Genomic DNA, 11,900 nt, shown 5'->3' on the forward strand with positions numbered 1-11,900 from the left:
GCTTTATCTACCTAAGGTCATATGGAGACTCGAATGAGCGACTATCCTTTTGCCCTTGTTGACGTCTTCGCCGAAGCGCCGCTGCAGGGAAATCCCCTTGCCGTGGTCGATGCGGCGACCGGTCTGGCGGACGAGGTGATGCAAAAGCTGGCGGCCGAGTTCAACCAGGCTGAAACCACGTTCATCTTTCCCAGCGACCGGGCGACGCGCAAACTGCGGTCCTTTACGGCCGCCGGATCCGAGGTCTTTGGCGCCGGGCACAACGCACTGGGCGCCTGGATCTGGCTTGGCGAAACCGGGCAGCTTGGCGCGCTGGACCGGCCGGTCATCTTCCATCAGGAAATCGGGGACCAAGTCCTGCCGATCCGCGTCTGGCGGCAGGACGGCCGCATCCACGGCGCGATGCGGCAGGCGCCCCTGACCCTTGGCCGGACAGTTGACGATGTTACGGCCCTGGCAGCGGCGCTTGACCTTACGGCCGCCGATCTACTGCAGCATCCCGAGGCGCGGGTGGCCGACACCGGGGCGAACCATCTGATGGTCAGGGCGCACTCGCGCGATGTCGTCGACGCGGCACGGCCTGATGCGCGGGCGCTGCTGCCCTGCCTCCGCGACTGCGGGGCCGAGGGCTGCTATCTTTACGCCTTCGACGAAGGTGCGCCCGAACTGGCCTACGCGCGGTTCTTCAACCCGACAGTGGGACTTTGGGAAGACGCTGCCACCGGCACGGCTGCCGGGCCCCTGTGCGCCTATCTGGACCATCACGGGATGCTTTCGACCAGGAAGCAGTTGGCGATCGAGCAGGGAAGGCTGATGGGTCGGCCAAGCATTTTGAGTGTCACGATGGCTCCTGACGCAGAATTGAGTGGCTCTGGCGTCGTCGTAATGACGGGGCAACTTTCCCTGTGATCCGGAAAGCAGATTGCCGTGAACCCCAAACGATCAAGTGAGGAAGTTACCATGCAGAAAGTCGTCGGCATCGGTGGCGTGTTCTTTCGCGCCAAAGACCCAAAGGCTCTGGCCGGATGGTACGAGGACGTCCTTGGCGTCGACATCAATGACCGAACCTGGGTGCAGGAGCGTGGCCAGACAGTCTTTGCACCGTTCAGGGTCGACACTGACTACTTTAGCCGCCCGGAGCAGCAGTGGATGCTCTGTTTCCGGGTGAATGATCTTGCCGCGATGCTTGAACAACTTCGTGCTGCAGGGATCACAGTTCACCAGCAGCCCGAATGGAACAGCGAGGTCGGTGAGTTCGCGCGCATCCATGATCCCGAAGGAAACCCGATCGAACTCTGGCAGCCGTCGGACTATTCGCTTGGTCTGATGTAATAACCTAAACCCGTCAGATCCGGTGAACCGCTTCAAGGTCCGACGGAAGGCAGCCCATGATCTTCTTGATCGACTTGATCATGTGCGGCTGATCGGCATAGCCAAGCTCGGCCGCGACATCAGCGCCGGCACCACCGGCCTTCAGCCTACGCACGGCCTCCTGCGCCCGTCGGATCAGCCGGAAATCCGTTTGCGTTATGCCCGTCGTGCGCATGAAATTGTGCTGCACCGTCCGATCGGGCGCTGGATCAGCCGATCCTTCCAGCACCTTGGCCACCAGGTCGTTCGTCCTGAGCACGCGCTTCTTTTCCATTGCCGCGACAATGGCTTCGGCATTGTCGAAGGTCGGCAACGGAAGCATCAGCCCTTTGGCGTCGAACCCCCCGTCACGCACCGGAAGGAACCTTATTTTCGCGCCGGTCGGAGGTGCGGGGTCGTCGGCAAAGTGGACATGACCGGCTAGGGCAATGGCCACCACCTCTTCCCCGGCCAGATGCGGCACGTCGACTGGTCTCGCCCTCTGGCCGACATTGACGACCCTTGGCGCGGCACCCGGCGTCAGTAGGAGGAACAGGCGCCAGCATCCGTCCGGCGTCGCCCGATAGACGCCGTCGTCGTGAAAGGAAAACCGCCAGACGCTGTCGATCCATGGATGCGAGGAGACGCGTCTATAGAAGTCAAAGGCCATAGCCGGAGGTTAGCGTTTTCCGTGACTTCCGGCAACCGGACGCCACTCATCGGTGTACGGAATACCGGATTCTCCGCGCAAGCGCGCAGGCCTAGCCCTGATTGCAGGTATAGCGCAGTAGGACCGTTTCGCTTTGCGGAAGCTGGCGCTGTTCAACCACGGCCAATCGGCCGGACGGCGGAGCCAGAAAGAGCCGCTCGCCTACGCCGAGCACAGTGTTGCCGACAAGAACGTGCAGTTCATCGACCAGACCATGACCAAGCAACGCGTTCATCAGACGACGACTTCCGTAGGCCACGACATCGCCGTCGGTTTCGGCTTTCAGGCTGCGGACACGGGCGTTGACCTCCGCGCCTCTGACGATCCGGGAATCGCCCCAGGGATCGGTCGGGCCAAGCGTCAACTGATTGCTGACCACGCTCTTGCGCGCCTTGGCAAGCCGACCGGCGATGTCCGCCAGCAAGGGATCGGGCGCGATTTCCTTCAGCACCTCCGGCCAGAAGGACCGCAGAATGTCAAAGGTCACGCGCCCGAACAGAAGCGCCCCCGCACCGCGCAGCAGGTCCAGATTGTGCTGGTCGAACTCTGCCCCCATGGGAAGTCCGTTCAGATCGCCCGCAGGACCCGCACAGAACCCGTCAAGCGACATGAGATTGCTGAATATAAGATTTGCCATAAGTTTCGCCTTTCCATCCAAGTTGCATCGTGACGCAGCCCTAGTTGGAGGCCCGTCATGAGGAATGAGACGAGCGCGCGCGGAAACTAATCGGACCCCGGCCAGGTTTTTAGAGGTTTTCTTCCGGAAGCCCGAAGCGGCGATGCAGCGCCGGATCAAGGAAGCTGTGCAGATGTACTATCCGGTCACCACGGAACTCTGTCAGCAGGATCGCCGCCATCTGGAACCGGTCTGCGCCTTGGGGCTTGAGGTAGCAGGCAAACCCCGCCCGTCCATTTGCGCGCAGTGGTTGAAGCCGCCAATCCGTAGCAAAGACACGCTCGCGGAAGAACAGCGCAACCTGGTCACGCCCACTGAACCAGGCCGGAAGCGGGGGCATGGTGAAGCGGGCATCCTCGGCAAGCAAGTTGACAAGCGCGTCGACGTCCCTGCGTTCCCAGGCCGAGACGAAGGCGTTCAGCAATTCTCCCTGCCGGTCGGGCGAAGGAAGCCGAGGCTCCGCTCGGTTCGGGTCGTGCGGAAGCCGTTGACGCACAGTGGCGCGCGCCCTTTGCAGGGCGCTCGTCACAGCGGGTACGGACAGTTCGAGTAGCCCGGCAGTTTCCGCTGCGGAAAACTCCAGCACATCGCGCAGCAGAAGAACCGCGCGCTGCGTGCCGGGCAGAAGCTGCAGCGCCGCCACAAAGGCCAGGGACACCGTTTGACGGCGCGCAAGATGATGGAACGGATCGCCTTCGTCTGAACCTTCATCGGAAAGGTCTTGATCCGGACAGGGCTCTACCCACACTCGCCCCGGGATCAGCTCGCCAAGATCGGCGGTCGACTGAAAAGCCGGGCCATAATCTGGGGACAAATGACGCCTGGGCCGTTTCGAAATCAGTCGCAGGCAGACATTGGTGCCGATCCGGTAGAGCCACGCCGCGAAAGAGCCGCGCCCATCATAGGTTGCAAGTCCGCGCCACGCGGCGAGCAAGGTTTCCTGAAGGGCGTCGTCAGCGTCATGGGGCGAGCCGAGCATCCGGTAGCAGTGGACGAAGATCCGGCGACGATGCGGGGAAACCAGACTTTCGAACGCAAGCTGATCGCCCGCACGGGCCCTGCCGAGACGGTCTTGCTCGCATTGAACCGGGGGAGAAGTCATGCGTCCTCAACCGAAATCTGCGCGGGCTCGCGGCAATGCGCGCAAGTGACTGTCGCAAGCGTAGGGGGGCCAAGACCGCGGTTCAACCTTCGCTTTTTGCATGCCCGCGCCCTGCGCCGGTCAGGTTTGCGCATTTCTACAATTTGCCTACGCGGCCAGAGACTGCTCTACTCCTCATTCCCTGCCGCATGTGGTCCACACCGCTGAAAGTAGCCCTGAGAAACATGAGTCACGACACCGCATTCCTTCGCTTCCAGCAGCAGCTTCTAACGGGGGCGCGCAGGAACTCAGTTTCCGACATCGTCGAATGGTTCGGCGCGATCCAGGCGCAGGATTTTGGCGCTGCCCTCTGGACCATCGGCCAACGCTCGGACAGCCTGACGTTTGCCGACGTCGAGCGCGCGATTGCTGATCGGCAGATTGTCCGAACCTGGCCGCTGCGCGGAACCATCCACTTCGTGCCCGCAGCGGATTTGCGCTGGATGCTGGCGCTTACCGGCGCGCGTCAGAACGAACGATCCTGGTCCGTCTTGCGGGGTGTGGGTCTTGACCAGACGATCGTGGATCGCGGGAGGTCGATCCTCGAAGCGGCGCTGCGCGACGGGCCGCGGACCCGGCCCGAGATTTATGCAGCCTTCCAACGGTCGGGCCTTCCGACCGAGAAAGGCGCAGGCCTTCATGTCATCGGCTACTGGGCGCAGGCGGGCTTGATCTGCTTTGGCGCCCATCGCGGCAAACAGCCAACCTTTGTCCTGCTGGATGATTGGCTTGCAGATACAAACCATCACACGCCTGACCCGGACACGGCGCTTCGAACCCTGGCCGCCCGCTATTTTCAAAGCCGAGGTCCAGCGACCGACCGAGATCTTGCTTGGTGGTCGGGTCTTCCCCTGACAGTTGCGCGCCGGGCGATCCGGCTTGCGGGCGATCTGCTGGAGGAGCGCAGGCTGAACGGGGGCTCACTTTGGCTGCACCTGTTCAACCCGCCACGGAAGTCGGTCGATGGCACCCTGCTGCGGCTTCTGTCGCCGTTTGACGAAATCCTCGTCGCCTACAAGGATCGTTCCGCCTATGACCGCCATCCGGGCGTGCCGGACCCGGCTTTGACATTTTTCAGCCCGACAGTTCTTGCAAACGGTCGTCTTGTTGGAATCTGGAAGAAGGTGGTCGGTTCGAAATCCGCCCAGGTACACTTGGCTGTCTCTGCCGACGCGGGCAGACTGGATGCGCATCTGATCGAGCGTGAGCTGGGCCGTTTGTCGCATTTCTGGGGTAGGACTTTTGCGCTGGCACCGTGATCGTCGAACGGTATTCAGTCCCGGTTCAGATCTTGTGGACTGACCCGAGGTTCGACGGCAAATGCCCCATGATCTTCTTGATCGACTTGATCATGTGCGACTGGTCAGTATAGCCGAGGTCAGCTGCGACATCCGCCGCGCTTTGGCCCGCTTTCAGATGCCTTACCGCCTCTTGCGCGCGGCGGATCAGCTGGAAATCCTTCTGCGTGATCCCGGTTGTCTTGCGGAAATGCTGCTGCACCGACCGTTTCGAGGCCGCCTTTGGCCTTTCACTGAACGCTTTCGCTACCACGTCATCGGACTTAAGCAGTCCCGCTGCGACCATCTTGTCGACCAGATCCTCTGCACCTGAAAAGCTCGGCAGGGGAAGCTGCACGCCGTCCAGCAGGAACCAACCGTCCTGCACCTCCAGAAAGCGGATCGTTGCGCCGGTCCTAACCTCGGTGTCCGCCGCAAGGAACACATGCGCGGCAAAAGAAATGACGACGGAATGCTCGCCCGCGGAATAGGGCACATCGACGGGCTCTGTCGCCTGTCCAGTAAGAAATACTGTCGGCGTTCCGTCGGGCGAGCAGGACAGGATCAGGTTCCAGGACCCGTCCGGCGTGGCCCGGTAAATGCCGTCGGTCAGGCAAACCGTCTGCCAGATGACGTCTATCCAAGGGTGCGCTGATGTCCGGTGCGTGTGTTTTTGGGTCATGACAGATACTGAATAGGACTCGGCTCAAGATAGCTGGTGCGCTGGTCACTGATCTCCTTTCAACTCGCCGAAGCGTACTGCGCCTGGCCACAGCCGAACGACCAATTCTCCTTCTGGACTTCAACGAGACTGATCAAGACATCTTCCGGCCGAACTCCCGGATCGGCGGCCAAGCGCTCGGCAATCTTGGCGTAGAGGGCCTGCTTCTGCTCAAGAGTCCGCGTGTTGTTGGCTGTGATCTGAATCATGACCAGGTCACTGGATCGCTGGATGCCAAGATAGGCAGGGCCAAAGTCGAACTGATCTTCGCTGTGCTCCGATAGGGTCATGAACCTGTCGTCCTCCGGCACGTTGAAGGTTTCGCGCATCGCAAGATAGATCTGCTTCATCAAGGCGCTATGGTAGTCGGGCGATTTACCGGCCTTAAGAGAGATTCTGGTCATGGGCATGGCGTGCTCCGTGGCGTTGAGTTGAAGGATTGTGGAAGAGGGTCTTCGCGGAAACCGGCCGATCAGGGGCTTCTTCCTTCAGCTGCACGTCTAGTGCCGCCGAACTGGAACAAGGTGAGACCCAGAACAATCAGAAGCCCGGCGAACGCAAATCCTTCAGGCAAACGCTCTCCCAGCGCGAAGACTGCCACGGGGCTGCCAATGATCGCCGCAACCGAACCGATCTGGCTTAGATAAACAGGACCGGCGACGCGCTGCAGCTGGAACAATGCCAGATATTGCGCCACGAAGGTCACCAGGGCGATCAGAAGGACCACCAGCATCGTAGGCTGCGCCATAGCTGCCATCGCCGGGGCGCCCTCCATTAAGACGGCGAACGGCAGCGTCAGGCCGGCCCCGCAGATCAGCATTGCTCCAGCCAGTCGTCCGGCACTTGCGCCTTTTGGCCAGTATTTGGTCCTAAACACATTGCCCACCGCTAGGACGACTGGCATCGAGGAGGCGGTAAGGATCGCACCAAAGTCAGATGGCGCACCGATGCCCTTGCTGACAGCCAGGAATACGCCTCCGGCCAGGCCAACCGACAGTCCTCCCAGACGCAGGGTGTCAAACCTCTCCATTCGGAGAACCATCGAAATTAGCCAGGTGAGCATCGGCGGAAAGGCGAGGGCCAGTGCGATGAATGCTGCGCCAACCTTGTGGACGGTCAGATAGCCCAACGCACTCCCAAGCGCCATCAGGCCGCCAGCACCAAGACTGTAGAAGGCGACGACAAGGATTCCGGTCTCGGCCGTACCGGTTCGGCGTGTCGAAAGTGTCAAAATCAGTCCTGACCCGCCCATCGCCAAGGCAAGATAGGTCAGCATAGGCGCACCTTGAGCCGCCGCGACTTTCGAAAGCAGGATCGAAACCGCAAGAAAAAACCCGACGATCAGTAGCAACGGCAAAGGCGCGGTTGTGAGCCTGCGGATGTGACTGGGAAGGATTGCTGCGGTGATAGCCATGTCGGTTCTCCTGGATTGGGGGAAAGACCGACCGTTCCGTGGCGAAGATCGCCTCGGCGTGCCGGCTGTGTTAAGGGGCCTTTAAGGTCGCTGGCGCCGTCAGGCTGGCGGGTCGGAGCTGTCGCCATGGATCGGCACAGCGAAACCGAGTTTCCGCAAAAGGCCGGTCAGAACGTGCCGCTCTTCCGGCGTGAGTGCCGTCAGCCAGCTGCTTTCGAGTTGCATGTCCTCTGCAAACGCCGCCGTTGTGACCTTCTTGCCCTCGTCTGTAAGTTCGACGATCAGGCTCCGCCGGTCTTCGGCAGAGGGTATCCGTCTGATCAGACCAGCCGCCTCCAGCCGTTTCAGCCGATGGGTCAACCCGCCCGAAGAAACCATGAGCGAGGTATAAAGGACTGTTGGCGACAGGCGGTAAGGTGGACCACTGCGCTGCAAAGTTGCCAAGACATCAAACTCTCCGCGCTCAAGTCCGTAGCGGGCGAACAACGCTTCCATGTGGGGGGCCATGCGAGTCGCGATCCGGTTGATACGACCGAAAATGGCCATGCCGGCCGTGTCAACTTCGGGCGACTCCTTCGCACGTTGGGCGATGAAACGGTCAACATCGTCTTCCTGGTCGGGCAAGTTTGGTTTCGTGCCAGTCATGGCCATAGCTCCGAACTATCTTGATGCAAAGATAGTCTGGATTTATCTTTGCGTCAAGATACATTCCGACGGCCGCGCAGAAGTCCTTACTTTGGGCAGGGGGGGTGTTGTCAGAAGAACTTCGCTTGCGACGGGTTAGTGCACCCGGCTAGCCGTTCGGGATGACCAAACGTTCCCCATTCCGGTACTTCAAAACGAGCCCCGAGATCATTCGCTTGGCGGTGATGCTCTACATCCGCTTCCCGTTGTCGTTGCGCAACGTGGAGGATCTTTTGCACGAGCGTGGCATCTAGATCAGCCACGAAACGGTCCGGAATTGGTGGAACAAGTTCGGCCCGATGTTTGCCGCCGAGATCAGGGGAAAGCGTGTCGAGGCTATGCGCGCCCATCGCCACTGGCAGTGGCACTTGGACGAGGTCTACGTGAAGAACAACGGAGTGACACACTACCTCTGGCGCGCTGTCGATCATGAAGTCGAGGTGCTGGAAAGCGTCGTCACCAAGACACGAGATCGCAAGGCAGCCCTTAAGTTTCTGAAGAAAGCGATGAAACGGCATGGAAGTCCGGAGGCGATCGTGACGGATCGGCTTCGGTCCAACGGCGCTGCTCTGAAGGACCTGGGGCGCGGGGATGACCGCGAGATGGGGCGCTGGCTCAACAACCGAGCGGAGAACTCTCACCTTCCGTTCCGACGACGCGAGCGTGCGATGTTGCGGTTCCGGCGCATGCATACGCTACAGAAGTTCGCTTCAGTTCATGCTTCGGTCCACAACCACTTTCCGATGGAGCGCCACCTCCAGAGCCGCAACACCTACAAGCAAACCCGCGCCGCTGCTCTCGCTGAGTGGCGCGGCCTTCTCGTTGCCTGATTGAACGCTGGGGTTGGGGTAACGGAGACTGGTTCTCATTCGTCTGACAGCACCCCCGCAAGAGTTCCGGATCCACCGGCGCCAAGTATCGTCATCTGGAGAACCCGGAAGTTACCTGGTCGGGACGCGGGCGGAAGCCTGGCTGGTTCACCGCGGCGATCGAAGCGGGGAAGGCTCCAGAGTCGATGGCGGTCTGACGGCGGCCGTGGCGCGACGGCATATGCATTTTGCGGGTGATGGCGATTCTGCGCTTGTCACGGACGACCGATATGGGCGGTAAGCTGCCCTTCAAGAGGTGGAGCTAGCACTCCAACTCACTTTCGTTTTCGATGGAAGAGCCTGCCGAAATCGCTGCCGATACTGCAGGGGCGAAATTGCTGTGGAACGCTTGAAGAGCTTCCTGAACGATGCCGGCTCAACATACCCTGCTTCCTCTGCGATCTGATCGATCGGATCGTCCGTCGACTCGAGCATTTGCTTCGATTCTTCAATGCGTAGCGATTGTACGTATTCCAGCGGAGAGTAGCCCGTCGCGGCCAGGAACCTTCGCTTGAACGTCCGTGCCGCCAGACCGGACGCCATGGTCATGCCCGCAACCGGGTTGGGCGATGCGTAGTTCTCGGCAACCCAGACTTGTGCCAAAGCAACCGCGGCGTCGTCGTGTTGCGGCGGACGCACCCGCGCTGCGAAGGGAGCTTGACCGTTGCTGCGGTCCCCAAAGAGAAACAGCTTGGCAGTGCGCCGGGCTTCGTCCTCTCCGCAAAACCGAGCCACGATGTAAAGCACGAGGTCTGTCCACGACGCGTTGCCGCCCGACGTGACCAGACGGTGCTCCGCCCCGGACGAGACCAGAACACGTTCCGGTCGCAGGCGCACAGCGGGGTATCGCCGGCGGATCTGGTCGGTTGCGGCCCAATGGCAGGTCGCCTCCTCTCCATCCAGAAGTCCAGCTTCTGCGAGGAGCAAGGATCCGGTGCAGACCGAGCAGATCAGTGCGCCCTGAGCGTGCTGCTGCCGAAGCCATGCTGCGACCTCGGGCCAGCGTCCGCGGGTTTCCTCGTCCCGACCTATGGCGAGGTCAGCCACAATGACGATGTCGGCGCGACGGGCCTCGGCAAAAGACAGATCCGGCGTAATCGGCAGGCCAGCGGAGTTGCGGAAGGATTCGCGACTGGCCGCGACGATCCGCGGCTTGAACCGCCGTGGACCAGGCGGCCATCCGGTCAGCATTTCCCAGCCGGAACCGACGTAAGTCAGGACTTCGTAAAGCCCGTGCAGGACACCGGTCGCAGTCTCGGGCATAGCGACGAGGCAGACGGAAATCGTTGTCGGTGCATAGGGCGTGGGCATTTTCAAGGCTTGGCACATTTGGACCGTTTCTGTCGAGTCCGCGCCTCACGGTCACCGATGACGATATGCGATCAGACCGCCGGATGGCCACTTCGGCCCCTTCACTCGAAAGGTTTGAGCAATGACTGACATCACCATCTCATATCGCGCCGAGCGCCGTCTCGCAAAGCGCCTTCGCCTCTGGCTTGCTTCGCTGGGGCCATGCCGCACGCCGACGGCAAACCTCGACACTCTGTCCGATCACATGTTGCGCGATATCGGCGCCGAGCGCGACCCGCTTGACCAGATGTCCATCCGGACCCTCCACGACGCTATGCGCTTCTCTGGCTAGCGGGAATAGCCATGACGTTCCGTATCACCCGCCGCCGGCTCTTTGGCAGCACGCTGGCCGCGTCCGGCGCTGTTCTGACCGGCCTTGGCTTCGCCCAGGGCCAGACCCTCACCAAGAAAGGCAAAATCATGCTTGATAGCTATTCCTCCGTCTCTCGCGGCCTTGTCGAAGCTGCAACCTTTCCCCTAATCGAAGCGATCCATGGCCGCAGGTCGCGCCGCTTTTCGAAGGGGGCGAGCATTCCGAACGGCCCTCTCGCCTACACCTCGACCGAAGAACCCCAAGCGCTGGATCCGACCGAGCAGATGCTGCTGATCTCGACCGTTGCCGGGAACACGGGCTGGGTGAATCTCTTTGCTCATCACCCGAATTACGCGGGCAAACTGCCGAACTACACCACGGCGGCCGGCGGACGAAGTTTCCCGTCCTCTGCCGGGTTCAACACCACCGAGTTCTTCTTCACCGATGACACGGGCGTCTACTTCCTGCCGACCCGCGACATGGTGCCGGTGGCGACCGATGGCAGCCTGGACCTCAAGGACTGGACCGAGGAACACCGGAAGCGGATCGTGAAGCTGGCCGACGGCAGACTGAACATCCCTGCCGCCATGCCCTACATGGAGGGTCACAACACCTGGTGTGCCAATGTGCCAGGCTCGACTCTGATCTGGCCGGTGGCGGATGTGGCACAGCACGTGATCCTGCTGCTGCTGTATCTGATCCAGAACGGGACCGGCATCTACGACGACGTGAACGGTCGCCAGATCCCTGGGCTGGAGAAGTTCTCGCACCGGCTGAACATGTCCGTCGCCTATCCGATGACCTTCCTGGAACAGGTGGCCATGACGGACGTGGCGACCGAAACGGGGACGGCCTGCTACGCTGGTGCGTTGATGCTGCAGGCACTGGGGCTCGGCGGGTGGATGTACACCGGGATCAATCCCTTCGTCGTCCTGGGCGCAAGCGGTGATCCTGCGGTTCCGGGGCTGGGCTTCCAGTTCCAGATGCGGGAGGGCAATCCATTACCCTACGTGACCGGTCTCCCGGGCGTGTTCGAGGCCCATGTCCCGCCGCACCACACCGATATGCGCGCCGCAGTCGAGGCGGTGGTAGCGCGGAAATTCGGCAAGGGCGGACCGTTCGACCCAGACCAAGTCGGCCAGTACCGCAAAACCGAAACCGTGCGGGGGTCGGCGGCCCCGATCGATGCCGAGGCGGTCGAGATCGCCACGATCATGGCCGACTACGTGTTCTCGACCTTCGGTCGCTTCCCGGCCACGGCCCCTGCGGTGTTCATCAACACCTATCTGCAGGCCCATCGGCTGGACACCAGGTTCTACGACACGCATTTCGCCCCGGGCGCATATCTGCGCACCCATGCCGATCACGACCGCAACTGGGGCTGATGCCCTGTCGC

Annotated in this window: 13 protein-coding genes and 2 pseudogenes; 7 read left to right on the forward strand and 8 right to left on the reverse strand. The window is 61.4% G+C overall.

Annotation, left to right across the window (positions count from 1 at the left end; translation table 11 throughout):
• Positions 1-33: 33 nt before the first annotated feature.
• Both E8M84_RS03220 and E8M84_RS03225 read left to right on the forward strand, forming a co-directional pair.
• Positions 34-909: a PhzF family phenazine biosynthesis protein gene (locus E8M84_RS03220; protein WP_137109728.1), complete on the forward strand. Its 876-nt coding sequence runs from the start codon at positions 34-36 to the stop codon at positions 907-909.
• 51 nt (positions 910-960) lie between these two features.
• Positions 961-1,332: a VOC family protein gene (locus E8M84_RS03225; protein WP_137109729.1), complete on the forward strand. Its 372-nt coding sequence runs from the start codon at positions 961-963 to the stop codon at positions 1,330-1,332.
• Between the two features lie 13 nt (positions 1,333-1,345).
• Here E8M84_RS03225 and E8M84_RS03230 read toward each other — a convergent pair whose 3' ends face one another.
• From E8M84_RS03230 to E8M84_RS03240, 3 genes are all read right to left on the reverse strand, one after another.
• The gene (locus E8M84_RS03230; RefSeq protein ID WP_137109730.1) at positions 1,346-2,020 is read right to left on the reverse strand and encodes a helix-turn-helix domain-containing protein; all 675 of its coding nucleotides are present in this window, start codon (positions 2,018-2,020) and stop codon (positions 1,346-1,348) included.
• Between the two features lie 91 nt (positions 2,021-2,111).
• Positions 2,112-2,696 (reverse strand): dihydrofolate reductase family protein, encoded by a 585-nt coding sequence (locus E8M84_RS03235; protein ID WP_137109731.1) that lies wholly within the window; start codon positions 2,694-2,696, stop codon positions 2,112-2,114.
• A 109-nt stretch (positions 2,697-2,805) separates the two neighbouring features.
• Positions 2,806-3,837, reverse strand: a complete 1,032-nt coding sequence (locus E8M84_RS03240; RefSeq protein ID WP_137109732.1) for an RNA polymerase subunit sigma-70 — start codon at positions 3,835-3,837, stop codon at positions 2,806-2,808.
• 35 nt (positions 3,838-3,872) lie between these two features.
• Between E8M84_RS03240 and E8M84_RS03245 the strand changes: the two genes are divergently transcribed.
• Positions 3,873-5,135 carry a winged helix DNA-binding domain-containing protein gene (locus tag E8M84_RS03245; RefSeq protein WP_137109733.1) on the forward strand — a complete coding sequence of 421 codons (1,263 nt, stop codon included), beginning with the start codon at positions 3,873-3,875 and terminating at the stop codon, positions 5,133-5,135.
• A 25-nt stretch (positions 5,136-5,160) separates the two neighbouring features.
• Here E8M84_RS03245 and E8M84_RS03250 read toward each other — a convergent pair whose 3' ends face one another.
• From E8M84_RS03250 to E8M84_RS03265, 4 genes are all read right to left on the reverse strand, one after another.
• On the reverse strand, positions 5,161-5,835 hold the full coding sequence (locus E8M84_RS03250; RefSeq protein ID WP_137109734.1) for a helix-turn-helix domain-containing protein: 675 nt from the start codon (positions 5,833-5,835) through the stop codon (positions 5,161-5,163).
• Positions 5,836-5,894: 59 nt separating this feature from the next.
• Positions 5,895-6,284, reverse strand: a complete 390-nt coding sequence (locus tag E8M84_RS03255; protein WP_137109735.1) for a tautomerase family protein — start codon at positions 6,282-6,284, stop codon at positions 5,895-5,897.
• Between the two features lie 62 nt (positions 6,285-6,346).
• Positions 6,347-7,288, reverse strand: coding sequence for a DMT family transporter (locus tag E8M84_RS03260; RefSeq protein ID WP_137109736.1), 942 nt, complete (start codon positions 7,286-7,288; stop codon positions 6,347-6,349).
• Positions 7,289-7,387: 99 nt separating this feature from the next.
• A complete protein-coding gene (locus E8M84_RS03265; RefSeq protein ID WP_170971840.1) occupies positions 7,388-7,933 on the reverse strand; it encodes a MarR family winged helix-turn-helix transcriptional regulator in 546 nt (181 codons plus the stop codon).
• 161 nt (positions 7,934-8,094) lie between these two features.
• Here E8M84_RS03265 and E8M84_RS03270 point away from each other — a divergent pair.
• Positions 8,095-8,802: pseudogene (locus E8M84_RS03270) on the forward strand (IS6 family transposase).
• 92 nt (positions 8,803-8,894) lie between these two features.
• Positions 8,895-8,999, forward strand: a pseudogene (locus tag E8M84_RS03275) (H-NS family nucleoid-associated regulatory protein); the annotation flags it as partial.
• 91 nt (positions 9,000-9,090) lie between these two features.
• On the opposite strand, the gene E8M84_RS03280 reads toward E8M84_RS03275, so the two are convergent.
• Entirely contained in the window at positions 9,091-10,152 is a 1,062-nt protein-coding gene (locus E8M84_RS03280) for a GlxA family transcriptional regulator (protein ID WP_137109738.1), read from the reverse strand.
• 121 nt (positions 10,153-10,273) lie between these two features.
• Here E8M84_RS03280 and E8M84_RS03285 point away from each other — a divergent pair, with 121 nt between their 5' ends.
• Both E8M84_RS03285 and E8M84_RS03290 read left to right on the forward strand, forming a co-directional pair.
• Complete coding sequence (locus E8M84_RS03285; protein ID WP_137109739.1) at positions 10,274-10,483, forward strand: hypothetical protein; 210 nt, start codon at positions 10,274-10,276, stop codon at positions 10,481-10,483.
• 11 nt (positions 10,484-10,494) lie between these two features.
• The gene (locus E8M84_RS03290; protein WP_205914558.1) at positions 10,495-11,889 is read left to right on the forward strand and encodes a hypothetical protein; all 1,395 of its coding nucleotides are present in this window, start codon (positions 10,495-10,497) and stop codon (positions 11,887-11,889) included.
• Positions 11,890-11,900 lie beyond the last annotated feature (11 nt).

The organism is Rhodobacter sp. SY28-1 (genome assembly GCF_005222785.1).
In the GTDB taxonomy this organism is placed as follows: domain Bacteria; phylum Pseudomonadota; class Alphaproteobacteria; order Rhodobacterales; family Rhodobacteraceae; genus Tabrizicola.

Coding starts and splice junctions, on each gene's coding strand:
- E8M84_RS03220 (WP_137109728.1), top strand. CDS start 34: ATGAGCGACTATCCTTTTGCCCTTGTTGACGTCTTCGCCGAAGCGCCG.
- E8M84_RS03225 (WP_137109729.1), top strand. CDS start 961: ATGCAGAAAGTCGTCGGCATCGGTGGCGTGTTCTTTCGCGCCAAAGAC.
- E8M84_RS03230 (WP_137109730.1), bottom strand. CDS start 2,020: ATGGCCTTTGACTTCTATAGACGCGTCTCCTCGCATCCATGGATCGAC.
- E8M84_RS03235 (WP_137109731.1), bottom strand. CDS start 2,696: ATGGCAAATCTTATATTCAGCAATCTCATGTCGCTTGACGGGTTCTGT.
- E8M84_RS03240 (WP_137109732.1), bottom strand. CDS start 3,837: ATGACTTCTCCCCCGGTTCAATGCGAGCAAGACCGTCTCGGCAGGGCC.
- E8M84_RS03245 (WP_137109733.1), top strand. CDS start 3,873: ATGCGCGCAAGTGACTGTCGCAAGCGTAGGGGGGCCAAGACCGCGGTT.
- E8M84_RS03250 (WP_137109734.1), bottom strand. CDS start 5,835: ATGACCCAAAAACACACGCACCGGACATCAGCGCACCCTTGGATAGAC.
- E8M84_RS03255 (WP_137109735.1), bottom strand. CDS start 6,284: ATGCCCATGACCAGAATCTCTCTTAAGGCCGGTAAATCGCCCGACTAC.
- E8M84_RS03260 (WP_137109736.1), bottom strand. CDS start 7,288: ATGGCTATCACCGCAGCAATCCTTCCCAGTCACATCCGCAGGCTCACA.
- E8M84_RS03265 (WP_170971840.1), bottom strand. CDS start 7,933: ATGACTGGCACGAAACCAAACTTGCCCGACCAGGAAGACGATGTTGAC.
- E8M84_RS03280 (WP_137109738.1), bottom strand. CDS start 10,152: ATGCCCACGCCCTATGCACCGACAACGATTTCCGTCTGCCTCGTCGCT.
- E8M84_RS03285 (WP_137109739.1), top strand. CDS start 10,274: ATGACTGACATCACCATCTCATATCGCGCCGAGCGCCGTCTCGCAAAG.
- E8M84_RS03290 (WP_205914558.1), top strand. CDS start 10,495: ATGACGTTCCGTATCACCCGCCGCCGGCTCTTTGGCAGCACGCTGGCC.